This window comes from Vibrio sp. ES.051 (assembly GCF_002563795.1).
In the GTDB taxonomy this organism is placed as follows: Bacteria; Pseudomonadota; Gammaproteobacteria; order Enterobacterales; family Vibrionaceae; genus Vibrio.
This window is the reverse complement of the sequence record NZ_PDJL01000006.1, coordinates 247,237-271,891: the sequence shown is the minus strand read 5'-3', so window position 1 is coordinate 271,891 and position 24,655 is coordinate 247,237. Positions and strand designations below refer to the sequence as shown.

22 protein-coding genes are annotated in these 24,655 nt (G+C 46.5%); 11 read left to right on the top strand and 11 right to left on the bottom strand.

Annotation, left to right across the window (positions count from 1 at the left end; all coding sequences use genetic code 11):
- Positions 1–169: 169 nt before the first annotated feature.
- Complete coding sequence (locus ATG66_RS18345) at positions 170–766, top strand: LysM-like peptidoglycan-binding domain-containing protein (protein ID WP_098416658.1); 597 nt, start codon at positions 170–172, stop codon at positions 764–766.
- 51 nt (positions 767–817) lie between these two features.
- Here ATG66_RS18345 and ATG66_RS18340 read toward each other — a convergent pair whose 3' ends face one another.
- Positions 818–1,294 (bottom strand): GNAT family N-acetyltransferase, encoded by a 477-nt coding sequence (locus ATG66_RS18340; protein WP_098416657.1) that lies wholly within the window; start codon positions 1,292–1,294, stop codon positions 818–820.
- A gap of 195 nt (positions 1,295–1,489) precedes the next feature.
- Here ATG66_RS18340 and dbpA point away from each other — a divergent pair, with 195 nt between their 5' ends.
- Positions 1,490–2,869, top strand: coding sequence for an ATP-dependent RNA helicase DbpA (gene dbpA / locus ATG66_RS18335; protein WP_098416656.1), 1,380 nt, complete (start codon positions 1,490–1,492; stop codon positions 2,867–2,869).
- Between the two features lie 51 nt (positions 2,870–2,920).
- On the opposite strand, the gene ATG66_RS18330 is transcribed toward dbpA, so the two are convergent.
- Complete coding sequence (locus ATG66_RS18330; protein ID WP_098416655.1) at positions 2,921–3,499, bottom strand: Crp/Fnr family transcriptional regulator; 579 nt, start codon at positions 3,497–3,499, stop codon at positions 2,921–2,923.
- 125 nt (positions 3,500–3,624) lie between these two features.
- Positions 3,625–5,586 (bottom strand): bifunctional 2',3'-cyclic-nucleotide 2'-phosphodiesterase/3'-nucleotidase, encoded by a 1,962-nt coding sequence (locus ATG66_RS18325; protein ID WP_179885753.1) that lies wholly within the window; start codon positions 5,584–5,586, stop codon positions 3,625–3,627.
- A 273-nt stretch (positions 5,587–5,859) separates the two neighbouring features.
- Here ATG66_RS18325 and cobA point away from each other — a divergent pair, with 273 nt between their 5' ends.
- The 5 genes from cobA (at position 5,860) to cysC (ending at position 11,770) form a co-directional block, all read left to right on the top strand.
- A complete protein-coding gene (gene cobA / locus ATG66_RS18320) occupies positions 5,860–6,735 on the top strand; it encodes a uroporphyrinogen-III C-methyltransferase (protein ID WP_179885752.1) in 876 nt (291 codons plus the stop codon).
- Positions 6,736–6,794: 59 nt separating this feature from the next.
- Positions 6,795–7,703 (top strand): sulfate adenylyltransferase subunit CysD, encoded by a 909-nt coding sequence (gene cysD / locus ATG66_RS18315; protein ID WP_098416652.1) that lies wholly within the window; start codon positions 6,795–6,797, stop codon positions 7,701–7,703.
- 18 nt (positions 7,704–7,721) lie between these two features.
- Positions 7,722–9,152 (top strand): sulfate adenylyltransferase subunit CysN, encoded by a 1,431-nt coding sequence (gene cysN, locus ATG66_RS18310; protein WP_098416651.1) that lies wholly within the window; start codon positions 7,722–7,724, stop codon positions 9,150–9,152.
- Positions 9,153–9,403: 251 nt separating this feature from the next.
- Positions 9,404–11,128: an SLC13 family permease gene (locus tag ATG66_RS18305; RefSeq protein WP_098416650.1), complete on the top strand. Its 1,725-nt coding sequence runs from the start codon at positions 9,404–9,406 to the stop codon at positions 11,126–11,128.
- 24 nt (positions 11,129–11,152) lie between these two features.
- Positions 11,153–11,770, top strand: a complete 618-nt coding sequence (gene cysC, locus ATG66_RS18300; protein WP_098416649.1) for an adenylyl-sulfate kinase — start codon at positions 11,153–11,155, stop codon at positions 11,768–11,770.
- Between the two features lie 90 nt (positions 11,771–11,860).
- On the opposite strand, the gene ATG66_RS18295 is transcribed toward cysC, so the two are convergent.
- The 7 genes from ATG66_RS18295 to ATG66_RS18265 form a co-directional block, all read right to left on the bottom strand.
- On the bottom strand, positions 11,861–12,766 hold the full coding sequence (locus ATG66_RS18295; protein ID WP_098416648.1) for a TIGR03899 family protein: 906 nt from the start codon (positions 12,764–12,766) through the stop codon (positions 11,861–11,863).
- Positions 12,767–13,090: 324 nt separating this feature from the next.
- A complete protein-coding gene (locus tag ATG66_RS18290) occupies positions 13,091–13,585 on the bottom strand; it encodes a DUF3299 domain-containing protein (RefSeq protein WP_098416647.1) in 495 nt (164 codons plus the stop codon).
- A gap of 4 nt (positions 13,586–13,589) precedes the next feature.
- On the bottom strand, positions 13,590–14,849 hold the full coding sequence (locus ATG66_RS18285; RefSeq protein ID WP_098416646.1) for an ABC transporter permease: 1,260 nt from the start codon (positions 14,847–14,849) through the stop codon (positions 13,590–13,592).
- Entirely contained in the window at positions 14,846–15,574 is a 729-nt protein-coding gene (locus tag ATG66_RS18280; RefSeq protein WP_098416645.1) for an ABC transporter ATP-binding protein, read from the bottom strand. Before ATG66_RS18280 ends, ATG66_RS18285 begins: the two co-directional genes overlap by 4 nt.
- 52 nt (positions 15,575–15,626) lie before the next feature.
- The gene (gene zrgA / locus ATG66_RS18275) at positions 15,627–16,265 is read right to left on the bottom strand and encodes a zinc uptake protein ZrgA (RefSeq protein WP_098416644.1); all 639 of its coding nucleotides are present in this window, start codon (positions 16,263–16,265) and stop codon (positions 15,627–15,629) included.
- A gap of 137 nt (positions 16,266–16,402) precedes the next feature.
- Positions 16,403–16,702, bottom strand: coding sequence for a DUF2607 family protein (locus ATG66_RS18270; protein WP_098416643.1), 300 nt, complete (start codon positions 16,700–16,702; stop codon positions 16,403–16,405).
- 186 nt (positions 16,703–16,888) lie between these two features.
- Positions 16,889–17,440 (bottom strand): YtfJ family protein, encoded by a 552-nt coding sequence (locus ATG66_RS18265; RefSeq protein ID WP_098416642.1) that lies wholly within the window; start codon positions 17,438–17,440, stop codon positions 16,889–16,891.
- Between the two features lie 224 nt (positions 17,441–17,664).
- Here ATG66_RS18265 and ATG66_RS18260 point away from each other — a divergent pair, with 224 nt between their 5' ends.
- Positions 17,665–17,865: a DUF1107 family protein gene (locus ATG66_RS18260; RefSeq protein ID WP_098416641.1), complete on the top strand. Its 201-nt coding sequence runs from the start codon at positions 17,665–17,667 to the stop codon at positions 17,863–17,865.
- 86 nt (positions 17,866–17,951) lie between these two features.
- Here ATG66_RS18260 and msrA read toward each other — a convergent pair whose 3' ends face one another.
- On the bottom strand, positions 17,952–18,590 hold the full coding sequence (gene msrA, locus ATG66_RS18255; RefSeq protein ID WP_098416640.1) for a peptide-methionine (S)-S-oxide reductase MsrA: 639 nt from the start codon (positions 18,588–18,590) through the stop codon (positions 17,952–17,954).
- Positions 18,591–18,769: 179 nt separating this feature from the next.
- On the opposite strand from msrA, the gene tamA reads away from it, so the two are divergent.
- Genes tamA through ATG66_RS18240 form a run of 3 tightly spaced genes read left to right on the top strand, consistent with a single transcriptional unit; the run spans position 18,770 to position 24,623 of the window.
- Positions 18,770–20,482 carry an autotransporter assembly complex protein TamA gene (gene tamA, locus ATG66_RS18250; RefSeq protein ID WP_098416639.1) on the top strand — a complete coding sequence of 571 codons (1,713 nt, stop codon included), beginning with the start codon at positions 18,770–18,772 and terminating at the stop codon, positions 20,480–20,482.
- Positions 20,479–24,243 (top strand): autotransporter assembly complex protein TamB, encoded by a 3,765-nt coding sequence (gene tamB, locus ATG66_RS18245; RefSeq protein ID WP_098416638.1) that lies wholly within the window; start codon positions 20,479–20,481, stop codon positions 24,241–24,243. The genes tamA and tamB overlap by 4 nt, the downstream gene beginning before the upstream one ends.
- 32 nt (positions 24,244–24,275) lie before the next feature.
- The gene (locus ATG66_RS18240; protein WP_098416637.1) at positions 24,276–24,623 is read left to right on the top strand and encodes a gamma-glutamylcyclotransferase family protein; all 348 of its coding nucleotides are present in this window, start codon (positions 24,276–24,278) and stop codon (positions 24,621–24,623) included.
- Positions 24,624–24,655 lie beyond the last annotated feature (32 nt).

Below are 24,655 nucleotides of genomic sequence, written 5' to 3'. Positions count from 1 at the left end.
TGATTGCGATGGAATGCATAGTACCGGTTTTACTGGTGTGACCTACCTCTTACTCCATGTGATATTTCTGCTAATTTCAACCAAATTCCATTTTAGTTTCGTGAAAAGCATATACTCTCCGCATCGGTATTTTTATACTGGCAGTAGAAGTATTAAGAGGCTCATTAAAATGAATCGTCGCAGAAAGAAAAAGCAGCAAGTCGACTACGTCGAGTTGGTTAAACAAAAATTCGCTGCTATCGACTGGAAGCAGCTGTTCAACAAACAGTTATGGGTGGAGCGTTTACAGCCTGTTCAATTATGTTGGCATCGGTTACCAAAATTTCATCAGCGCACTCTGATGATTTTATCTCCCCTGTTGCTGTTAGTTCTAATTATTCCTATACCGAATGAACAGGAACAGTTAGTCGAGCCGACTGGAGTCGATAATCAGCGCGTAGCGATTAAACTGAATGCGCAAAGTTTGAGTCAACAACGTACCTCACAAAATTCAGGACCTAAATCTGAAGACTGGAAAGAGTATCAAGTGAAGAACGGTGATACGCTTGCACAAGTATTCAGAAGTAACCAGCTTTCCATGGCGGATCTTAATGCTTTAGTCAAAATTGAAGGCAGCGACAAACCTTTGAGTCAGATTAAACAGGGTCAGTTGATTCGCTTTAAGCTGACCGAAGATGATGAGTTAGATATTCTTCAGTTGGAAAAAAGTGGCCGTTCAGTCATGTTCTTTCGCTTATCGGATGGCAGTTTTGGACGTAACAAGTGATGGAACCAAAATAAAAAAGATGCGAGAAACTCGCGTCTTTTTTATTGGGGGTTATAAAGTATTGTGCTGCTGCACGGGTGCTTCTCTTCGCATGTCAACGTGAGGGATATCATCTTCAAGGTAGCAATCAGAAATTACATTGAACCCATGGCGGGCGTAAAAGTGAGAGAGGTGTTCTTGAGCGCCGATATCGATGGTTTGACCTGGCCACATTCTCTCGCATTGCGTTAGCGCGGCTTCCAGTAACTGATGGCCTAAGCCGCCTCCGCGAGCGGTTTGTTTCGTCGCCACTCGACCGATACTGACATTGTCATAGGTTGTACCAGCAGGAAGCAAACGCGCACAGGCAACGAGTTCATCACGGCGATAGCCTAAGAGGTGATGAACGCCTTCCAGCGTGTCTTTACCATCTAACTCTGGGTATGGGCATGTCTGTTCAACGATAAAGACATCAACGCGTAATTGCATCATTGCATACAGTTGTGTGGTGGTCAGTTGGGCAAATGGTAAAGTAATCCAAGTCAGCATTTCTAGTATCCATGATGTTATGTACCCAAATAAATGTGAGAGGCTCAACCTTGCATGTGAAGTCATTTGGGTTGGTTCACTCTGACTTTACTTGGTTTTGTGCTAATACTCATTAACAATGGTTAATTTTCACTGGTCTTCCTGTCAAATCTGGTGATAATGTGCTCTCTTTTCATCCCACCTGAGGATATTCCCGTGAGCAAACCAACTTTTGATCAAGTAGAGTTAAGCCCAGCATTACTCGCCACACTTGATTCTCTCAACTACACCCACATGACGCCCATTCAAGCTTTGAGTTTGCCTGCGATTTTGAAACACCGCGATGTCATCGGGCAGGGAAAAACGGGCTCAGGTAAAACGGCCGCGTTTGGATTAGGCGTATTGTCTAACCTCAACGTCAAACGCTTCCGAGTTCAGTCGTTGGTACTGTGTCCGACTCGAGAGCTTGCAGACCAAGTGGCGAAAGAAATTCGAACTTTAGGTCGAAGCATCCACAACATCAAAGTGCTCACTCTGTGTGGTGGTATGCCAATGGGGCCACAGATTGGCTCATTAGAGCACGGTGCTCATATTTTGGTGGGAACACCGGGTCGTATTTTGGATCATCTTGAGAAAGGCAGAATCAATCTTGAAGAGTTAAACACCTTGGTGTTGGATGAAGCCGACCGTATGTTGGATATGGGATTCCAAGATGCCCTGGATGCTATCATCGCGAAAGCACCTAAACAGCGTCAAACGCTACTGTTTAGTGCTACGTTCCCAGAGAAAATCGAGCAGGTGGCAAAGCGTATTATGCAATCACCGGAATTGATTAAAGTCGAGTCGACTCACGACACCTCGAGTATCGTACAATACTTTTATCGAGTCGAAGGCTCAGAAGCTCGTGACGAGGCGTTAGCCAACTTATTGTTGACTCATCAACCAGAGTCGGCGGTGGTCTTTTGTAACACTAAAAAGGAAGTACAAAGTGTTGCTGATGAACTGCATCGTAAAGGGTTTAGTGTTATCGATATTCACGGGGACTTGGAGCAACGAGAACGTGACCAAGCACTGGTGCAATTTTCGAACAAAAGTGTGTCTATTTTGGTGGCGACCGATGTGGCCGCGCGTGGTTTAGATGTTGATAACCTAGACGCTGTGTTTAACTTTGAATTATCACGCGATCCGGAAGTTCACGTACACCGAATAGGTCGTACTGGTCGCGCAGGCAGTACAGGTTTGGCATTTAGCTTCTTTGGCGAAAAAGACGGCTTACGAGTGGCACGTATTGAAGAATACTTAGAGATGGATGTGGTGCCAACAACGCTGCCAGCGAAGTCAAACCAACAGCCATACCAGGCGAAAATGGTCACGATCAACATTGATGGTGGCAAGAGGCAAAAAGTCCGCCCAGGTGATATATTAGGTTGCCTAACGGGGAAAGGTGGTATTCCAGGCACTCAAGTTGGCAAGATTCATTTGTTCCCAGTGCGCGCTTATGTAGCGGTTGAAAAATCTGTCGCCAAGAAGGCGTTGCAAACCATTAGCAATGGCAAGATGAAAGGGCGTCAGTTCCGAGCACGAATTCTTAAGTAGAATATCGATGTTATGCAAAGGCTCTTTGTTTGAAGAGCCTTTTTTTTGAGTTTACTTGGGCGTGTTATCTTTAGTTAAGCGCGCTTTAATTCGGCTCAAACTGATAGGCGTGATCCCCAGATAAGCAGCAATTTGGCTGTCGGTAATACGTTGCTTTAAATCTGGGTAATGAGCGCAAAATAATTGGTATCGTTCCTCTGGAGAGTAGAGCAGCATAAAACGTTCTTTATTCTCTTTATTAACCAGTTGGTTTTCGAGTAGCTTTAAGTAAATGGCGTGCTTTTCTGCTCGCCAGTGATGTAACGTTTCAATTGGCAAGCAAAATAGCTGACAAGCGCTCAGCGTTTCCAATAAGTAAGGCGAAGGTTGGTTCTTAATTATGCTCTCAAAGCCGATAACCCAGTCCTTCTCCCAATAAAATTCTTTACTGAATTCTTTGCCCTGCTCAGTGAGATAGCTTGCATGGCATAAGCCTTCAATAATGAAGTAAAGGTGCGAGCTAAACTCGCCTTGGTGGTTAAGAATGTGGCGCGTAGGCAGTTCGAGTAACTCACCATTTTCGATAAGTTGGTTTGCTTCTGTGTCTAAGAAGCCATGATTGACTAAGTCTGAAAAAAGATCGCTGTGCATGTGATAACTCAGAAACGGTTTTCTTTATTCTAACGGGTTTTATTGATAACAAAAAAGCGGCTCATGAGAGCCGCTTAGCGTTGTTGTCAAATCAGCCTTACTTACTTACTTACTTACTTACTTACTTACTTATTCAGGTCGATTTGGTAAACCGCGAAACCAATGTCGTCAGTCGCGACACGTTTCATTGGGTATTGACCTTTCTCTTTGATGAACTGCGCCGCTTTATCGCTAGGGGACGTTTCGAAACGAATATCTAGCGTTTTATCGGAGTTGATCGGTGCGAAAGACCAGTTGTTGTCAGCGCTTGGTGTCACTTCACCTTTTTCTTCACTCACGCGAGAAATATAAGCGGCGACGACAGAGCGGTTTTCATCTGGTGCGTCAAACGCAATAAAGTCTGGGCCCGTACCAGGGAAGGTATTGCTATAAGCACGGTAGTTATTGGTTGCGATGATGAAGTCCTGCTTCGAATCAACAGGCTTACCATCGAATGTCAGATTCACAATACGCTGAGAATCTGGATTAATCACTTTGCAACTCGCATCGTATTTGGGTGGTTGGGTGATATCGATCTGGTAGTTCACTCCATCAATGACATCGAAGTTGTACGTACGGAAATTATCCCAATCAATCAAAGGTTGCGGCTGAGTGTTTGTGATATCGATGTGGTTAAATTGTCCCGCGCTGCACTCTAGCCATTCGCGAACCTCTTTACCTTTCACTTTCATCGCAACCAAGGTGTTTGGATATAAGTAAAGATCGGCCGCATTACGGAAGGTGAGCTGACCGGACTCTACTTCCGTGAAGTTGCTTGGATCGTTTTTACGACCGCCGACTTTAAATGGTGCTGCCGCACTCAGTACTGGAATGTCAGAAAGGTCTGGGTCGCCTTGAATAAAGCGTTCTACGTAGTCTTTCTGAGCAAGGTTAACGATTTGAATGGTTGGGTCGTCTTGCACCAATGCAAGGAAGCTGTACATCACATCATTCGCTTTCCCGATAGGCTGGTTGACGAATTCACGCGTGCCTTTGTGATCTTCTGCTAATGCTTTCACGATGCCTTTATCGGCTTCAGCCAAAGATTGTTTATTGGCTTTGTCGAAGATTGGCCGTGCTTCAGAACGACCTTCGACCACTTGCCACTTGTCATCTTTCTCTTTCAGTAGCAAGTCCATCACACCGACGTGGCTCCCCCAGCGACCCGGCATAACCGAAGTGACACCATTGATGGTCCCTCGGTCAGTGTCAACGCCTTGCAGGTCAGCAAAGTCTTTCCCTGGGAAGACGGCGTGAGAGTGACCAAAAGCAATCGCATCAATCCCGTCGACTTGAGTTAAGTAGTAGATTGAGTTCTCTGCGCCTAACTTGTATGGATCAGTAGAAATGCCGGAGTGAGGAATCGCGATGATCACGTCGGCGCCTTGTTTCTTCATTTGAGGGATCAGCGTTTCTGCCGTTTCCTTAATATCTTTGGCAAAAACGTTGCCTTCAAGGTTCTTCTTATCCCACACCATAATTTGGGGCGGAACAAAGCCGATGTAGCCGACTTTAACTTGATGTGCGTCGCCGTTGGTGTCTTGGAAGGTATGCGTTTTGATCAGGTAGGGCTTGAAATAGTGCTCCCCTGTTTTTTTATCAAATACGTTTGCGTTGATGTAAGGAAAGTTCGCGCCCGTCAAAGTCTTGGCTAAAAAGTCCAAGCCATAGTTGAATTCATGGTTACCAATGTTGCCCACATCGTAGTTTAACTGGTTCATCGCCTTGTAGACCGGGTGTACATCGCCAGCGTTGATCCCTCTCGCCGCCATGTAATCGCCCATTGGGCTGCCTTGGATCAAATCACCGTTATCAACCAATACACTGTTTTCTGCCTCTGATTTTGCCTGCTTTACTAATGTGGCGGCACGGCTTAGGCCGATTTTTTGTGACGGTTGATCTTTGTAGTAATCGTAATCCATCACGTTAGTGTGAATATCGGTGGTTTCGATAATACGAAGCTTGATGGTATCGGCCATCGCAGAGCCTGCAAGCGTTAGCATGCCACCTAAAACTGCGAGCGAGAGGGAATTAACTGCCATTTTTATGTGGTACTCCAATTCAATGGGATAGGGAAGTCATACTCGTAATGTAGCAAACGCAGTGCAACTTGATGATAAAGAAACAATAAACTGTGAACATCCATCAGTTTACTGAACCTTATTCATCGTAATCGCCGATTTTTTCACGCTTTTGAATGAGACCAAACAAAAAATTCTTAGCAGATTTTTGAATAAAAAATGAAATTTTAGAATTTCAGGTAATATGAACGCCCCGCCATAATGCTTGCACAACAATATCAATGGATGATGAGCAAGCACATGGCAACGAACGATTCAGTCACTTCTTTTCCTCAACAAAAGCCTCGATTGGTTGCTGATAACCCAGTGGCTGGTGTTACACGTTTTGCCAAGCAAACGCTACAACCGAGTGAAGTTGCGCTGGTGGGGGCTGGGCCCGGTGATCCTGAGCTTTTGACGGTGAAAGCGCTCAACTGTCTACAGCAAGCGGATGTCGTTTTGTACGACTATCTGGTCTCTGAGGAGATCATGGCGCTGATCCCAAGCGATACGATTTTAGTCTGTGTAGGCAAACGTGCTGGACATCACAGCGTGCCACAAGAGAAAACCAACCAGCTTTTAGTCGACTTCGCAAAACAAGGCTATCGCGTGGTTCGAATTAAAGGCGGCGATCCATTTATGTTTGGGCGGGGTGGAGAGGAGCTCGAGGTACTCGCCGATGCGGGGGTGCGTTTTCAGGTTGTGCCGGGTATTACCGCGGCGGCTGGCGCAACCGCCTATGCGGGTATTCCGCTGACGCATCGTGATTATGCGCAATCGGCTATTTTTGTCACCGGCCATTTAAAAGAAGCAAGTGATGAGATGGACTGGTCAACGCTGGCGCGTGGTAATCAGACTTTAGTGATCTACATGGGCCTGATGAAATCACACTATATTCAGAAACAACTCATTAAGCACGGTCGCGCAACATCGACACCGATTGCCATCATTGAACGCGGTACCCAAATTCAACAAAAAGTATTGACGGGACAACTATCCCAGCTCTCTGATTTATCGAAAGAAGCCAAGGCGCCATCGTTGATTGTTGTCGGAGAAGTGGTGCGATTGTCTCAAAAGCTAGATTGGTTTTTACCCAATACGGATTGCAGCAAAAATGTCATTGCCAACGCCATATAATTTCAGCCCAAAGATCAGAGACGTAACGCGGCTTCAAGCTTAAAAAGGAAAGACAAAACATGGACCAACAACGTTTAACTCACCTTAAACAACTCGAAGCGGAGAGTATTCATATTATCCGTGAAGTTGCGGCTGAGTTTGATAACCCAGTCATGATGTATTCAATTGGTAAAGACTCATCAGTGATGCTGCACCTTGCGCGTAAAGCTTTTTATCCGGGTAAGATTCCATTTCCACTGCTGCATGTGGATACCGATTGGAAGTTCCGCGAGATGATTGAGTTTCGTGACCGCACGGCTGAAAAATATGGTTTTGAGCTTTTGGTACATAAGAACCCAGAAGGGCTAGCAATGGGTTGTAGTCCATTTGTTCATGGCTCTTCCAAGCACACCGACATCATGAAAACTCAAGGTCTAAAGCAAGCATTGAACAAATACGGCTTTGATGCGGCCTTCGGGGGAGCGCGTCGTGATGAAGAGAAATCACGAGCGAAAGAGCGCGTGTATTCATTTCGCGATAAAAACCACACTTGGGATCCTAAGAGTCAACGACCAGAGCTGTGGAAAACTTACAACGGCCAAGTGAACAAAGGGGAAAGTATTCGTGTATTCCCACTGTCAAATTGGACTGAACTGGATATCTGGCAATACATCTATCTAGAAAGCATTGAAATTGTTCCCCTTTATCTGGCTGACAAACGCCCTGTTGTTGACCGTAATGGCATGTTGATCATGGTTGATGATGACCGCATGACGCTTCAACCGGGTGAAGTGATTGAAGAGAAGAGCGTACGTTTCCGTACTCTGGGTTGTTATCCATTGACTGGGGCTATCGAGTCAGAAGCGAACACTTTGACTGGCATTATCGAAGAGATGCTGGTGGCCACGTCGAGTGAGCGCCAAGGTCGAGCGATCGACCACGATCAGTCAGGATCGATGGAGCTTAAGAAACGTCAAGGTTACTTCTAAAGGATCTAAGGAAAGAGAATGAACAGTGCAGTTGAAGCTCAATTAGCCGAGCTTGGTATTGAAGGCTATTTAACACAACACCAGTACAAGTCGTTACTTAGATTCTTGACTTGTGGCTCGGTAGATGACGGTAAAAGTACACTAATTGGTCGTTTACTCCATGACTCAAAACAGATTTATGAAGATCAGCTAGCGGCAGTGCATTCAGACAGCCAACGTGTGGGCACTACGGGTGAAAAGCCTGACCTTGCGTTACTGGTAGATGGCTTACAAGCCGAGCGCGAGCAGGGGATCACGATTGATGTGGCTTATCGCTATTTCTCGACGCAGAAACGTAAGTTCATCATCGCCGATACTCCTGGGCACGAGCAGTACACGCGTAACATGGCAACAGGCGCATCGACGTGTGACTTAGCGGTGATCTTAGTCGATGCACGTAAAGGCATTCTTGACCAAACTCGTCGTCACTCTTTTATTTCCAACCTACTGGGTTTGAAACACTTTGTTGTGGCGATCAACAAGATGGATTTAGTGGATTACTCGCAACAGCGCTTTGAAGAGATCCGCGATGAGTATCTTAAGTTTTCTGAGAATCTAACCGGGGATATTGATATTCAAATTATCCCGATTTCGGCGCTAGAAGGCGACAACGTGGTGGACAAAGGGCAAAACCTGAGTTGGTTTAAAGGCCCGTCGTTGCTTGAACTTCTTGAGACGGTCGATGTGGAGCAAGAAAAAGGCGCGGGTGAATTCCGCTTCCCAGTGCAATACGTTAACCGTCCTAACCTTGATTTTCGCGGTTTTGCGGGGACGGTTTCATCGGGCTCGATTAAAGTCGGTGATGCAATCACAGCGCTGCCATCGGGGAAAACGTCAATCGTGGCGCGCATTGTTACGTTTGATGGCGATCTCGAAAAAGCGCGTGCTGGTTTAGCGGTGACCCTAACTCTCAGCGATGAGATCGATATTAGCCGTGGCGATTTGATTGTGCTGGATAATGCTCAAGTGGAAACCACAAATCATCTGCTTGCCAATGTGGTGTGGATGACGGAGCAACCGTTACAGCCCGGTCGTGACTACGACATTAAAATCGCGGGCAAAAAGACCGTGGGTCATGTTGAGTCGATTCGTCATCAATACGATATCAACAATCTGTCGACCCACAGCGCGGCTGAGCTGCCATTGAATGGTATCGGCTTGTGTGAATGGTCTCTCAATGAATCTGTAGCGCTAGATAACTATCAAGATTGTGCCGATACCGGAGGTTTTATCATTATCGACCGTCTGACGAACGTGACGGTTGGTGCGGGCATGGTGAAAGAAAGCCTTGCGGCGGTAGAGCGCGATTTGACGGATATTTCAGCGTTTGAGCTAGAGCTTAATGCGCTTGTGCGTAAGCACTTCCCCCATTGGGAAGCGAAAGACGTCAGTCAGCTGCTGAAAGCATAATTGGTCAGCCCAAGTGCGAGAGCATGAGCCGATCATCTTTCGTGCTTGGGGCGTCGCAGCCTAACTGAGCTGCGAAATCAAAGAGGTCATTCTCCTAATATCAGAATGTTTCGGTGAAGTCTAAGCAGACCGAGGGGCCTGAGTTTTTTTCGCTTGTGTTCGTTTTGTCTGTTTACTCGTTTTTTGCGGTATATCGCCGTTAAACGAGTTGTTGTTGCGCCCTTTTGCGGGCTATTTGGTAAGGAAAGGCTATGTGGGAACAAGGATTTGTATTAGCGATATTGCTTGGCATTATCACTTGTTTGCTTGTCACGAAAATTAAGCCTAGTTATGTCTTTGCAGGGGCAGCCTTTATCGCATTTATGGCGGGGATGATGGACTCCGCCACCATCGCATCGAATTTTACCAACTCTTCATTACTCACGTTAGTGTTGTTGATCCTCGCATCGTGCGCTTTAGAAAAAACATTGCTGATCAGTTGGGTCAGCCGCAGTATTTCTGAAGGGAATCTGGGCAGTGTGATTGCCAAACTCGGCGTCTCGACGGCATTATTATCCTCATTTACTAATAACACCGCTGTGGTGGTCTCGTTGATTGGCGCGATTAAACGTAATCAAAAGCATGCGCCGTCAAAGCTTTTGATCCCACTCTCTTACGCCGCGATATTGGGTGGGACGTTAACCTTGATAGGGACATCGACCAATTTAATCATCAACAGTTTTGTGGAAGATGCAGGGCTACCGAGCCTGAACTTTTTTGCCCCGACCATGATTGGTTTAGCTGTGCTGGCGGGTGGGATGTTGATCCTGATCCCCTTGAGTTATTTATTACCGAATTACGACGATCACAGCCAGGAAGACTTACCGTATTTTCTTGAATCTCGTGTGGAGCCGGGATCATCGTTGGTTGGCCGGACGGTTAGCGAGAATAATTTACGCGCCTTACGCAAACTGTTTCTCGCTGAAGTGGTGCGCGATGGTGTCACCGTGCCCTCCGTGGGGCCAGATTTTGTGCTTAACGCGAAAGACCGGTTACTGTTTTGTGGTGATGTTGAGAGTGTTGCCACACTGCAAGAAATCTCTGGCTTAACGCTGTTTGGTCATCAGCATTTGAATGGACAGAACTTTATTGAAGTTGTGGTCAGTTCGTCAGCCAGTTTCTGTTATAAAACGCTCAAAGAGAGCCGTTTTCGGGATAGGTTTGACGCCGTGGTGGTGGCGATTCGCCGCGGTCATGAACGCTTGGAAGGTGGTTTAGGCAGTATTACCTTAGAACCTGGTGATACCTTAGTTTTGGTGCCGGGTAAGCGGTTTGAAGCAGAGCGCCGAGCACAACGTAAAGAGTTTGTTCTGGTGCATGAGTTGGATTCTAGTGCGCGGCTAGATACACACAAATCGTTTATTGTGCTATTTGGTTTCGCGGCCGTGATTGGTGGTGCATTGTTGGAACTGGTGCCGATGATGAAAGGTCTTGCCGTGTATATCATTGCGCTGATAGCGTTTGGCATTGTGCAATTCTCAGAACTGCGTCGCCGTTTTCCCCTCGATATTGTGGTGATTGTTGGTTCCGCTTTATCCATCGCCCAACTGATGATCTCCTCAGGGTTGTCCGAGAAGATGGGGGCGATATTTATTGAAGCGTTCAATGGCTGGGGCGTATTTGGCGCTTTGGTCGCAACTTACATCATGACATTAGTTCTTACTGAACTGGTGACGAACAATGCCGCGGCTGCGCTTTCTTTTCCTATCGGCTATAGCATGGCGGTTGGTTATGGCGTTGATCCGATGCCATTCATCATGGCGGTCTTGTTTGGCGCCAGTGCGAGCTTTATTTCTCCCTACGGTTATCAAACCAACCTGCTGGTGTACAGCGTAGGCAATTACAAATTGACCGACTATGTGAGAATCGGTGTGCCGATTTCGATTGTGTACTCTGTATTAGTACTTACTTTGATTCCGGTCTTCTTCCCGTTTTAATTCCGATATTTACAAGGATACGTTATGACTGCCGAGACGACGGTAAAAGATGAACACATTGTTTGGCACCAGCATTCGGTCGATAAACAGTGTCGGGCTGAATTAAAGCAGCAAAAGCCTGCTGTATTGTGGTTTACCGGCTTATCTGGCGCGGGTAAATCAACCGTAGCAGGGGCGCTGGAAAATCGCCTCGCTGCCCAGGGGTTCCATACGTACTTATTGGATGGTGACAATGTGCGACATGGTTTATGTAGTGACTTGGGGTTTTCACTGCAAGATCGTCGCGAGAACATTCGTCGTATTGGTGAGCTGGCTAAATTGATGGCGGATGCGGGTCTCATTGTGTTGTCGGCGTTTATTTCACCACACCGAGCTGAGCGCCAGTTAGTGCGCGATCTGTTGCCAGACGGTGAGTTTATCGAGGTGTTCGTCAATGCTTCCTTGGCTGTGTGCGAAGGGCGCGATCCAAAAGGCTTGTATCGAAAAGCACGCGCGGGGGAAATCCTTAATTTCACTGGTATCGACTCAGAATATCAAGCGCCTGAAAGTCCGGAAATTGACTTACCAGCGGGTGAAAAGAGCGTCGATGAGCTGGTGGATTTGTGCTTAGCAGCACTTCAGTCGCGTGGCGTGATCCGATAACTCTGCATTTGGATCATTGGTGGTCAAAAAGTCATGGCTTTACTTGAGAAGCATTCGGAACATTCATGGCCCAAAGCTTCTCAGTTGAGCTTACACGGTATGGTGGACCGCGTTGTTCGCGTCACTATGAACACTAAATTTTTGATTTAACAGCGCGATCATCTGCTCGTAGTACTCAGAATTGGGTTTATTGCCGAGCAAGGTACAAAGTTCATTTCCCGTCGGGGTGAAACGATAATATAACAAGCGAACCCCTTTGCTGTTGACGTGCAGTGACAAATTCTTCCCTTGGTAAGTGAGGACTAATGGTGTCTCGGTACTAATTTGTCCAGATTCCAGCTCGGTTCTATGCAGTAGCCCGATTTCAATTAAGACCAACAAACTCGAATAGGGCAGTTGAAAGCTTCCCATGTTTAAACTACTGGCAGTATCGCGTTTGCCAAAACTAAACATGCCACCATGTGCTTTATAACCAAGCAGTAACTTTTTACTGTTATCACCACCAAAACTGCATGCGAGCGCAGCGGCTCTTTGTAGCGTTTGTGCTTCTTTGGGGGACATGTCTTTGAGGATCTTTAATGCTTTCATTGACGTCGACCCCGGATTAGTGACTTCGCGTTTCATCACTTGAGCCCACAGCTTTTGCATTGAACTGTTGTGGATGTCTTGAGCCATCTCAAAAAATCGATACAACCAGTCTTGGTCTGGCTCACCGGCCATTTCATCTCGGCATGAGCCATGCGCCAGTTTTAAAATGTGCTCTAGATTTTTCTGTCTTTGCTCTTGGCGTCTTTTCTCGCGCAGTTGCGCTCGTTCAAGCGCGGGCTTGGCGGGGGGGTCGACTTGCAACAAAGCATCGAGGCCATGGATTTGCGCAATACTTTCAATCCGGCTAGCACTGTCTCTGATGTAACCTTTTTTCTTGTCGTGATGACTGCTTTTTTCTGAGCTTGACTGGTGTTCGATGACAACAGGTTGCTTTGTCGGTTCTGCCATTAATTTTCCTACCATCCTACCAAGAGCGACGATGTTCGCTAGTGTCAATTTACACCTTATCTGAAGAAGCGACCAGATAGGAGTTCTCAGTTTTGAACGAATAGGGCTGTTCAAAATGATAACAAGTTGTTAAAATTGTTATCACTATTTTGGAGGAGCGATGAAGTTCTCGGAAGCAAGCAAACTGAAAAAGCACCTGTCGATAGCGTTTCTTTTGGTTCTTTATGTGGGCGTATTGGTGTACTTATCACGCTACATTGTGTGACACCAAATGACCAAAGGCGCCGATACGACGCCTTCGATGTACTGAATCAACGACTGACACTACATATCGTCGTAGGCTTCTAGTTTCGAACCCTCAATAATGTAAGCTGTTTCTGCTAACTCATGGCTCAGCGTCTCTGTTTTGAGTTTCCCAACTACATAAATGACATCCCACAATTCCTGAATTGGTGCGCCTTTCGGGAATTTCACATAAATGATCTGGTTCGGCGGTGGTGGCGGAACATGGATACACGCCCCAAAGTAGGGCACCAATAAGAACTCAGTCACGGTGTTGGCGTCGCCTTCAAGCGGGATCACAAAGCCAGGGATTTTGACTAGGCTACCATTCAGCTCTGGTCGAACATTGCCGATCTTAGATTGTTGGGCCGCACCGCCACTGTGATTTGAGTCTGGCATGCCGACACTGTCGAACAGTTTGCGTTCAGCTTCTGGGATAAGATCTATCCAATCGAGTTTTAATGGTGCGGCGTTCGCTGCCACAGGCGCAATAAATGCGAGGATGAGCAAGCCGCTAACGAGTATTTTTCTCCACATCTTGTTAAATCCTTATTGTCATTCCGTCACAGAGTGACTGTCGGTAGGCGCGAAAAGCTGGGATGAAACCAATCACAATACCAGCGCATTGTACGCAAGCTAATAGTATCCATTCATAGGGCGATAAGACGCTTAAAGTGAGAGTTATCCCGTAGTGTTGTTGAATAATGGGTTGCACGATAGCGACAATGGCATACAAACTGACTACGCCTGTGACAATTCCAGCCGCAGTCAGCAAGCTGGCTTCACTAATTAATAATGAGAACACATGACGAGGTCTTGCCCCCATGGCGCGCAAAATCGCCATTTCACGGCGGCGCTCCTGTAAGCTGGTTAATAAGCTACTTAGCATGCCTAGCAACCCTGCGATCACGACAAAGCCCGACACCGCCATCAACGTTTGTTCGGCGACCGACATCATGCCCCACAGTTCATGTAACGCCACGCCCGGCATAACCGCACTCAGTGGCTCTTTTGGGTAAGTATTGATTTGCCTTTGCAGAGCAAACGTTTGGATGCGTGATTTCAAACCAACCAGCATGGCGGTGATCTGCTTGGGCTGAAAGTCTCTGTTTTTGAGATCTTGTGCCTTGGGGGTTGGGCCTAAACGTGCACCGCTTTCCCATCCGGCGTGAATGGCTTCGATGGCTTCTAGTGATATATGCACCGTTTTGTCGACTGGCGTACCTGTGGGAGCCAAAATGCCAACCACGTTGAAGGGTAAATTATCGTGACGGCTAAAACCAACATCACTGATGCCGTGAGCAATGATGATTTCACTACCAATGTGATACCCCAGCTGCTTTGCGACATCAGAGCCGAGTACGGTTTCAAATAACCCATTGAATTCTCGGCCTTCACTGAAGGTGAGTGATTGCTTACTTCCGAATTTATAGTGTTCAAAATAGCTGTGGTTGGTTCCCATGACTCGAAAGCCTTTGTGCGAGTCGCCAAGTGAGATTGGAATTGCCCAATCTACTGCTCGATGATTGGCAAACTCTTGGTAGCTCTTCCAGTCAATGTTGTTGGTGGCGTTACCAATCCGAAACACAGAGTAAAGCAGCAAGTTCACCTGCCCAGAGCGCCCGCCAATGATGAGGTCGGTGCCGGAAATGGTATTGGCGAAGCTATCTTTTGCCTGAGTACGAATACGCTCGACACCTAATAGAAGTACCACCGAAATTGCCACCGTCATGATGGTTAAAATGGCAGTGGCTTTACGGTTCATCAAGCTCTTCCAAGCGAGCTTTATAACAGCGCTCATGATGCGGCTCCTAGGTTGGTCGCTTGATTAATGTCTGGCAGGTTGAGAGTACGGTCAAACATAGGTTCGAGTGTTGGATCGTGGCTGACAAACACCAGTGTCGCGTTAGCTTGGTTTGTTTGTTCCATGAGTAGTTCGAGGAAGGCCTTGCGGTTATCGTGATCTAGAGCTGATGTTGGTTCGTCAGCGATTACTAACTCCGGATGCCCAATCAGCGCTCGCGCTGCGGCAACACGTTGTTGCTGACCAATACTCAGCTCTGATACAGGGCGAGTATGAAGTCCGATCGGCAAATGGAGCCGATCTAACAACGCTTGAGCCTGCTCTTCTAACGTCTTAGATGACGTTTTTGAAGTAACGCGATTGTGTTTTATTTGGCTAAATTGACAAGGCAGGACTACGTTTTCAACAACGTTTAGGTAAGGCAATAAATTGAATTGTTGGAAGAGATAGCCAATGTGATCGGCTCGAAATTTATCCCTCTCGCTTGCACCTAGGCGGGCGAGATCTGTCTCTAAAACAGAGAGAGAGCCAGACGTTAAGGTGTTGATACCAGTAAGTAGGGCGAGCAGGGTGGATTTACCACAACCACTGGGACCTTTGATAAAAACATGCTCACCTTGCGCAATGTGTAACTGTGGGATGTGGATGGTCGCGTGTGTTGAGCCGGGCCAGGTAAACTGGGCATCATTCAGTTCAACAACGTTTGACGTGGTTCTAGTCATATTAAATCACCAAAACATTAGCGTGTAAGTAGGTACTCACACGCTAATGATGTTACTTGATTACGATTTGAGAGTTATCTTTGCTCAAATGAGTTGTTGACTGCGTGGTGTCCGTGAACATATTGACGTTGATTGACTCAGTCGTTGGAAATTGATTGAACCAGTCGGTTTGAATGTGACTGAGTTGGTTAACTTGGTCACAGCTGAAGCGATATTGCACCGAAAACTCACCATGTCCGCCATTTTCATGCTCCTCATGGTGAGCATCGTGACCGTCATGTTCATCATGATGTTCGTGCCCTTCATGATCGTGATTTGCATGGTCATCATGGTCGTGCTCGCTATGATCATGCCCTTCATGTGCACCACCAAGATTATGCGCGACATGGACTTCTTCAATATCACAACTCGCCTGTTCGTTGAGGGTCAACAACGTGTGGCTGTCTTCCAATGTGGTTATGGCCTGTTTCAGTGCTTGCTCTTGCTGCGCATTTTTAGGTGCATGCTCGAAACCCACAACGTCGGCTCCGGGCGCGGTAATTTCTACTAATAAATCTTTACCGTCTTGGGCGATATTAAACTCGACGTGGCTGTGAACGTGGGCGCCATGTTGACGGTACTCTTCTGTATTCGCCGCCGTAGATAAAGATAAGCCGATAACAAAAGCTAAAAAGTGTGTAGTAGATGGCATAGTGGTATTTTCCTAATTTTGCTTACATTAACCTGAACGATATGGGCTTAGGTTAAAACGTAACAATGACGTCATTGGTCGGCACGCAAGGGGGCCGAAATAACAAACATTATGTTGAGTGTGGGGGAGTTTGACGATTAAGCAAAAGAAGGTGGTGCGCGGGCGGAGCAAGGCACGGCTTCAATATAAAGGCAGCCTTCGGCCGTATCATGGTATCGGACGCGAGTATAAGTGAGTGGCGTGATGACCGACTGAGCTTTGACTAGGCCGTGCTGAACACCAGAAAACAGTTGGCAATGATGGTGGGTGTGGTGTTCGGGAGTAATATCAATCTGATGAAGGATGGCCGCAAAATTCCAAGCGATCAGCAATGCGACACTGAAAAACAAAACAGTGCGATGCCAGTGTTTTAGTGTCTTTTGTTGGGAATGATGCATCTTAGAGCCTGAAACCTTACCAATTGTTATAATATAACATCCATTATTAGTAAAAGTTCACTCTTTTGTTCGTTTGCAGGAACATTGAGGTCAATACCGTCGATATGACCAGATCTCATCTTACAGTCTGTCGGTGAGATGACTTCTTACTTTACCGCCAATCAGGTAAGAAGCCAAACGCACGGGTTAGATGTTCTGCTTGATAAGTTCGAGCACTTTTGTAATGTCCTCTTGCTCAAGCGCGCCTTCTTTAACAAACAGTACTTTGCCTTGCTTGTCTTGAACGATAATCGCCGAGCTTTCTTCTTTAAGAGCCCAAGCAGCGGCAACTAAACCGTTTTCATCAAGAACCATAGATGACCAAGGGAACTCTTTTTTGCTGTCCTGCGCCGAAGACTTTACGAACGAGCCTGTTCCCCAAATTGCATCATCTTGGTTGATGATCGTGGTCGTTTGGTAATTCTCTTCTGGGAACTGAGCTGTGGTAATGGCAGACATTAAAGGGGCGTTCATTTCTTTTGCGCTACTGCGCCCAGCAATCGCCTGAATCACATGAATTTTACCTTGCATATGTTGAGTCGCCCACGGTTGATACGCGACGCCTTCGCCTTGTAAAACAATTTCGCCATAAGCGCCCACTTTCACTGGTGGCACCGTTTCACCAATGGATAGGTTATGAGCAAACGCAAGGCTTGGCATTAGTCCCAGCAGCAGAGAGAGGAGAGTCCTAGTTTTCATATTGTTATATTCCGTATGGGGTAGAAGTTTTTCAGTATATATCCAGAGATGAGAAATTTGTAGAACTACAGGTAACATTTATTTAACGTACGCAGTGATGTAACATTGCGTTATGTGTAGAATTTGCTAAAATATCGTCGTCGTAAATTGCGTATAAAGATTGTGCGTATGAAGATTGCAGGATAAAGCAATCAGTGTTTTCTCAAAGGGAGTTGAGGTGAATTATGCTACGTGAGTTTGCTATATACCGACCACAGCAAGTGGCGCGATTCGTGAAAAGATTATTTAAAGGGCAATTTTTTATCGCTGGGGTGGGGTGCTTTCAGTTTGATAATGGCAAAGTTTTGCTGCCTGATGTCAACGATCATAAAAGGCTTAGTATTTTTAAAGAAGTTAACCAAGTGATTGCCGCATTGCCAGTTTAATCTTTCACTCAATTTTGCATTTAGCTTTCGATTTTATAAAAAGAGCGACCTCTCAGGTCGCTCTTTTTCGTTTCAGTTAGGCATGGCTAACTTGGCAAGTTAGGTGGGAAGCACACCCCTGTCCCCCCGATACCACAATAGCCATTAGGGTTCTTGGCAAGGTATTGCTGGTGGTATGTTTCGGCAAAGTAGTATGGCCCTGCGGGTTGTACCTCTGTGGTTATGTTTGAACGTTGCTCTTTTTGTAACGCTTGCTGATACTGAAGCTTTGACTGCTCTGCGATGTCTTGTTGCTCTGCAGAATAGGTATAGATGGCAGAACGGTACTGTGTGCCTAAATCGTTACCTTGACGCATCCCTTGAGTTGGGTCGTGTCTCTCCCAAAAGACAGTCAGTAGTTTTTTGAGTGAAATGACGCGTTCATCAAAGACAACTCGCACCACTTCGGTATGGCCAGTTTTGCCAGTACACACTTCTTCATACGTTGGGTTTGGCGTGTGGCCACCGGCATAGCCAACAGAAGTTGAGATCACGCCATCTTGTTGCCAAAATACGCGTTCTGCTCCCCAAAAACAGCCCATGCCAAGCAAAATTTGTTGCTGATGAGGCTGTAATGGCGCCGTTAAACTGGATTGATTGACAAAATGATGGTCGTCAATCTGTATTGGTTGTTCTCTACCGGGCAGTGCGTCTTCTATACTGATCAATATCTGTTTGTTAAGCATGGTATCTGTCCTTTAATACGTGTCTTAAGTTTGCGAGCTTTTTTCACTTCGTCTGTATCTTATGTTGTGATACGTAGAGCGTGGTAAGGCTATTAATACTACAGACTTAGCCTTTAATTGGCGTTATTATTGTTTACGTTTATTTAACCTCATTCAGCTAAAAAGCTTGATAAGAAAGCATGATAAAAAAAGCTCTCTCCACTATTGTTGGCCTGCTTGTCTTTTCCCATGGTGCCTACGCCGATGTTTCTTTGACCTTAAAAGGCATCGATGGCGCATTGGAAGAGAATGTTAGTGCTTACTTATCGTCGATTCCAGAGAAGGATTACGCCACCTCTCTGCGCTTCCAAGCGCGATTGGATCAAAGTATCACTGAAGCGTTGAATGCGCTCGGGTATTATCATGCAAAAATTTCATACGCTATGCCCGAAGGGAATGATGAGCTGATCGTTAACATCAACCCCGGTTTACCTGTCAAAGTGACCGTCATGGATGTGGTGATCACGGGTGAGGCAAAAGACGATAAAGAGTTTGCCAATCTTATTGAACGTTCTCCGCTAAAAGTTGGCGAAGTACTCAATCAAGGCGAGTACGATAGCCTCAAATCAGGTATTCGCAATCTGGCGTTGCAACGTGGGTATTTCAATGGGGATTACAAACTCACCAAACTTGAAGTGATCCCTGATCTTTATGAGGCTAACGTGCGCTTGCACTATGACAGTGGTATCCGCTACCACTTTGGGCCTATCAATATAACGGGAAGTCAGATTTGGGAAGATCGTGTTGAGTCGATGCGTCCCTTTGAAACTGGGGAGCCTTACCTCGTTTCTGGCGTCGGCGAGTACAACCAAAACCTTTCCAATACCGATTGGTTCTCTTCTGTATTTGTTGAGCCTGACCTAAGTAAGCTAGATGAAGGCCGTGAGTTACCAATTAAAATCTCTTTGGCACCTGCGCCGAAAAATCAGATAGAAACGGGTATTGGTTACTCAACCGATACTGGTGTACGTGGCACTTTAAAGTGGAAAAAACCGTGGATCAGTTCTCGCGGTCATAGCTTTAATACCGCGTTGTCGTTGTCTAAACCAGAGCAAACCATTACGGCAGGCTACAAAATTCCACTTGATGATGCCTTACGTGAATATTACCAACTGCAATTTGGTTTGAAGCATCTAGATAACCGAGATACCGAGAGTTTGGAGTCGAACTTAGCGGTTGAGCGACATTGGTTGACGGATGTTGGCTGGCACAAAACCGTTTATTTACGTCATTTATATGAGAATTACTCACAGGGTCTACAAGACGATGGCGTGAATTTCTTTCTTCCTGGGGCGACATTTTCACGTACTCGTGTTCGTGGAGGTAGTATGCCTATGTGGGGAGACAAGCAAAGCGTGACGATCGAGTATGGTGATCCTGCTTTGTTATCAGAGACGCGAGTATTGCGCCTGTTAGGGCAGTCGTCATGGATCCGCGGGATTGGCGAAAATCATCGTGGTTTATTCCGCGTGGAAGGTGGGGCGAACATCACTGACGAGTTTGAAAAACTCTCTCCGTCATTACGTTTCTTTGCGGGTGGTGATAGCAATATTCGTGGTTACGGTTATGAATCTATCTCACCTGTTGATGAGAGTGGTGCATTGACGGGGGGTAAATACATCGTCAGCAGCACGTTGGAATACCAATATCGCGTGCATGGTAACTGGTGGGCCGCGACCTTCTATGACATTGGTGATGCATTTAATCAAACACCTGAATGGAAAGCGGGGGCCGGGGTTGGCATTCGTTGGGCGTCTCCGGTTGGACCGGTTAGCTTTGATTTTGCGTGGGGACTGGATGAAGAACCAGAAAGAGAGTTCCGCATCCACTTCTCACTGGGACCTGAGTTATGATTAAAATGATGTTTAAGTGGACCAAATGGCTGTCGCTAAGTTTGATTGGTCTATTGCTGTTGCTCATCATTTTTGTTGCGACAGTGCTATTTACTCACCCTGGTCTTAAGCTCGCGTTGTGGGGAGCAGAAAAGGCTTTACCGCAACTACAGATAGAGAAAGTTCAGGGCTCATTATTTCCTCGTTTTGAGCTACAGAACGTCAGTTTTGTCGACGAATCTTTGAACGTCGACGCAAAAGTCGATCGTTTAGCGTTAGCGGTTAACTTCCGTTGTTTCTTTGATCCTAAAGTCTGTGTCGATGAGCTAGCCCTGCAAGGTGTTAACTTTCAGATGCCAGAGCTCCCTCCGGCAGGCGAAGAGCCAGAGGAGACTCCGCCATTACGTACAGTCAGTACACCAGTCCCTATTTTTGTTAATAAAGTCAGTTTCGATGACATAAACTTAAACATTTTGGGCAACCAAATTGATTGGCAAGATTTCTCTACCGGGCTTTCTATGCAAGGCGACCGTGTGGTGATTGCGCCGACGGCATTAAGAGATATCAATGTCGCATTGGCTCCGAGTGAAGCTGAACCTGAAGCGGCCACCGACGAGCCGAAAGAAGCCAATGCTCCGCCGCAAGATATTGTGTTACCTGAGGTATGGATTCCACTCACCGTGGAAGCGAGACGCCTCGATATTCATAACTTTAAGCTTGCAGGTGAGAAGCCGGTGCTCGTTCACCACCTTGGTGTTGTAGCGAAAGCGGGGGGCGACCGTGTTGATGTGAAAACATTAGAGCTCGATATGCATGAAGTGGAAGGTAAGTTAAGCACACAAGTAACGCTTTCTGCCGACTATCCTCTCAAGGCGCAGCTTGATGCGCTGGTGAAGCAAGCGGATGCGAAAGGGCAAAAGCTGTCGCTGTCAGCTGCTGGTTCGGTGGGAGAGCTCTCTCTCTCTGCGACTTTATCTGAACTAGTCGAAGCGGAGATCAAAGGTGAACTTCAGCCCCTGAAAGCGCAGTTACCCTTTGATGTTGCAATCAAAAATGTACAAGCGCAATGGCCGTTAATCGGTCAAAGTGATTATCAGGTATCGGTACCAAGTTTATCTGCAAAAGGCTCCCTAGACGGATACACCGTGGCACTAGAAACCCAAGCTTCAGGTAAAGATATTCCTGCCGTGGATGTTGCGTTGAACGGTAAAGGGAGCTTAGAGCAAATCGATCTGGAAAGTATTGTCGTGAAAACGCTTGGTGGTGAGGTGTCCGGTCACGTGATGGCGAATTGGGCGGCGCCAATAAACTGGCAAGCTGACCTTAATTTGCAACATATTCAACCAGGGCTTCAATGGAAAGAAGCGGAAGGCGATATCAGTGGTAGCCTCTCGACTTCAGGTTCTTTAACAGAACAAGGCGGTTGGCAAGTCAGTTTACCTAAGTTAGATATCGATGGCATCTTGCGCGGTTATCCGCTCAATATTGAAGGTCAGCTTGATGCATCGGATATAAACGGTAAAGGTGATGACATTCAGTTCACCACACAAGGTCTGGCTTTGTCTCATGGCCCAAATCAACTGAGAGCGAAAGGTAAGATAGAGAAACAGATCTTGATGGATGTTGAGGTTAACTTCCCTGACTTTTCGAAAAGTGTGCCTGAGCTGGCGGGTAGAATGAAAGGTAACGTGGCGCTGCGTGGTAGCTTGAAAGAGCCAGACATCAAATTAGACCTAGCGCTAAACCAAATGAACTGGCAACAGCAAACGAACGTCGAAAACATAATCTTGAAGGGGGATGTGACGCCTCTGCCAGCACCGAAAGCGAACTTAAGTCTGATTGCGAACAACATTACCTACGCTGATATCAAAGTGGATCGCGCCGATCTTGAAGTGTCAGGCGATGAAGAACTGCATCAACTGACCTTGGATGTTGTGTCGGACATAGTTTCAACCAGTTTAGAAATTGAAGGGACGTTTCAACACAAGCCGCAAATGATCTGGGATGGTGCGTTGCGTCGTCTGGCAATGAGCACACCGCAAGGCCCATGGACATTACAGAAATCGACGGCGGTTAAAGTCAACATTGAGAAGCAAATTGCCGATATCCAAGCGCATTGTTGGTTACAAGCGAATGCTAGAGTGTGTTTGACTGAAGATATTAGTGTGGGACAAAGCGGTGAGGCGAAACTCGCGGTCAATAACTTTGACTTTGAGCAAATTAAGCTATTTTTACCACCAGAAACCAATCTGCAAGGGACTGCCAATGCGCAAGCTAGCGCTAAATGGGCGCCTGAGAAGAAGCCTGAAGTCACGATAAATATCGATATGGCAAAAGGTCAGGTTGAGCAAGCATTAGAACAACCGATTAAAGTGGGTTGGGAAAGCTTTAGTGTCAACGCCGTGTTGGCGCAAGACAAGTTGGATGCAGACTGGCGACTGGATGTCGAAGATAACGGTGACTTATCTGGTCAGGTTTCGTTAATTGATGTGACGTCTGAACAGCCAGTGATCGACGGTAAGGTGTCACTGTCGACGTTCCATCTGGATTTCTTAGCGCCATTAATTGGTGAATACAGCCTGTTCAAAGCCAACATGAATACGGATCTGACGATCTCTGGCGATGTCTTGCATCCAAAGGTGAATGGTCAATTCTTGATTGACCAAATGAAATTGCAAGGGGAAGTGACGCCAATCGACATTAACTCCGGTCAGGTCACGATCAACTTTAACGGTCACCAAGCCGACCTCGATGCCGGGATCATGACGCCAGATGGCAAATTGGAAATCACGGGTGAGGCAGATTGGCAGGATTTACAAAACTGGCACACCAAAGCACGCGTGTTTGCGCAAGAGCTTAAGGTCGATATACCCCCAATGATCCAAGTCAAAGTTGAACCAGACATGACCATTGATGTCACACCGCAGCTTGCTAGGGTCGAAGGGAATATTAATCTGCCTTGGGGACGAATTGTGGTTGAAGAGCTACCACCAAGTGCGGTTGGCGTCTCAAGCGATACGGTGATTTTGGATAAGAATTTACAACCAGTGGATGATGTCGCACCGATGCCACTTGACGTAGAAACCGACATCAATATCAAAATTGGTGATGATTTTAAGCTGGTGGCTTTTGGTCTGAGAGGCGGCTTGAAGGGTAACCTTAATGTGACCCAGAAAGACAAAGGACCGTTTATCGTTGGTGAGGTAAATATCGTTGATGGTTCTTATCGCTCATTTGGTCAGGACTTGTTGATCGAAGAGGGGAAGATCTTGATGAATGGTCCTGCGGATCAGCCTTATGTTTCTATCAAGGCGATTCGAAACCCTGACAATACCCAAGATGACGTGATTGCAGGGGTGCGTGTCACCGGTCCGGCATCTGAACCAAGTGTGCAGATTTTTTCCGAGCCAGCGATGCCTCAAGCGAATGCACTATCTTACTTATTACGCGGTCAAGACATTGATGGTGAAGCGGGTGGCAATGCCATGACCACCACATTAATCGGCTTAAGCTTGGCGAAGAGTGGCCGTGTGGTTGGAGAAATCGGCGCAGCCTTTGGCGTTCAAGACTTGCAACTGGACACGGCAGGCTCAGGTGATGATTCTCAAGTCACCGTGAGCGGTTACATACTGCCGGGCTTACAAGTGAGATATGGCGTCGGTATTTTTAACTCGTTGGGTGAGTTCACGGTGCGTTATCGACTGATGCAAGATCTTTATTTAGAGGCCGTTTCTGGTGTTGATAGTGCCGTTGACCTACTCTATCAATTCGAGTTTGATTAAAGCACATAAAAGGCCATAACTAAGGAGTAGTTATGCAGCATTTAGTTTTTGTATATGGAACATTACGTCAAGGGGAGTGTAATCACCACTTTCTGAGCTCGGCTCAGTTTCTTGGTCAACATGAAACGGATGCTCAGTTCGCATTATATGATTTAGGCCCTTATCCGGCATTGTCTGTTGGGCAACGCTCGATTCAAGGTGAGGTGTATCTAATTGATGATGAAACCTTGGCTGAGCTAGATAAGTTGGAAGATGTGCCAGTAGAGTATCGTCGTGAGAGTATCATGACCCCGTTTGGCCAAGCTTGGCTCTATTTGTATCAAGGTACCAAGCAAATGACCGAAGAAATCGCCTCTGGAGATTGGTGTCAAAAGGTGTGAGCTATACTGACATTATCAATAGCGACGAGCTG

What these genes read in the sequence shown, in the direction of transcription:
- ATG66_RS18345 (WP_098416658.1), top strand. Translation starts at nt 170, where the DNA reads ATGAATCGTCGCAGAAAGAAAAAGCAGCAAGTCGACTACGTCGAGTTG.
- ATG66_RS18340 (WP_098416657.1), bottom strand. Translation starts at nt 1,294, where the DNA reads ATGCTGACTTGGATTACTTTACCATTTGCCCAACTGACCACCACACAA.
- ATG66_RS18330 (WP_098416655.1), bottom strand. Translation starts at nt 3,499, where the DNA reads ATGCACAGCGATCTTTTTTCAGACTTAGTCAATCATGGCTTCTTAGAC.
- cobA (WP_179885752.1), top strand. Translation starts at nt 5,860, where the DNA reads ATGGCAACGAACGATTCAGTCACTTCTTTTCCTCAACAAAAGCCTCGA.
- cysD (WP_098416652.1), top strand. Translation starts at nt 6,795, where the DNA reads ATGGACCAACAACGTTTAACTCACCTTAAACAACTCGAAGCGGAGAGT.
- cysN (WP_098416651.1), top strand. Translation starts at nt 7,722, where the DNA reads ATGAACAGTGCAGTTGAAGCTCAATTAGCCGAGCTTGGTATTGAAGGC.
- ATG66_RS18305 (WP_098416650.1), top strand. Translation starts at nt 9,404, where the DNA reads ATGTGGGAACAAGGATTTGTATTAGCGATATTGCTTGGCATTATCACT.
- cysC (WP_098416649.1), top strand. Translation starts at nt 11,153, where the DNA reads ATGACTGCCGAGACGACGGTAAAAGATGAACACATTGTTTGGCACCAG.
- ATG66_RS18295 (WP_098416648.1), bottom strand. Translation starts at nt 12,766, where the DNA reads ATGGCAGAACCGACAAAGCAACCTGTTGTCATCGAACACCAGTCAAGC.
- ATG66_RS18290 (WP_098416647.1), bottom strand. Translation starts at nt 13,585, where the DNA reads ATGTGGAGAAAAATACTCGTTAGCGGCTTGCTCATCCTCGCATTTATT.
- ATG66_RS18285 (WP_098416646.1), bottom strand. Translation starts at nt 14,849, where the DNA reads ATGAGCGCTGTTATAAAGCTCGCTTGGAAGAGCTTGATGAACCGTAAA.
- ATG66_RS18280 (WP_098416645.1), bottom strand. Translation starts at nt 15,574, where the DNA reads ATGACTAGAACCACGTCAAACGTTGTTGAACTGAATGATGCCCAGTTT.
- zrgA (WP_098416644.1), bottom strand. Translation starts at nt 16,265, where the DNA reads ATGCCATCTACTACACACTTTTTAGCTTTTGTTATCGGCTTATCTTTA.
- ATG66_RS18270 (WP_098416643.1), bottom strand. Translation starts at nt 16,702, where the DNA reads ATGCATCATTCCCAACAAAAGACACTAAAACACTGGCATCGCACTGTT.
- ATG66_RS18265 (WP_098416642.1), bottom strand. Translation starts at nt 17,440, where the DNA reads ATGAAAACTAGGACTCTCCTCTCTCTGCTGCTGGGACTAATGCCAAGC.
- ATG66_RS18260 (WP_098416641.1), top strand. Translation starts at nt 17,665, where the DNA reads ATGCTACGTGAGTTTGCTATATACCGACCACAGCAAGTGGCGCGATTC.
- msrA (WP_098416640.1), bottom strand. Translation starts at nt 18,590, where the DNA reads ATGCTTAACAAACAGATATTGATCAGTATAGAAGACGCACTGCCCGGT.
- tamA (WP_098416639.1), top strand. Translation starts at nt 18,770, where the DNA reads ATGATAAAAAAAGCTCTCTCCACTATTGTTGGCCTGCTTGTCTTTTCC.
- tamB (WP_098416638.1), top strand. Translation starts at nt 20,479, where the DNA reads ATGATTAAAATGATGTTTAAGTGGACCAAATGGCTGTCGCTAAGTTTG.
- ATG66_RS18240 (WP_098416637.1), top strand. Translation starts at nt 24,276, where the DNA reads ATGCAGCATTTAGTTTTTGTATATGGAACATTACGTCAAGGGGAGTGT.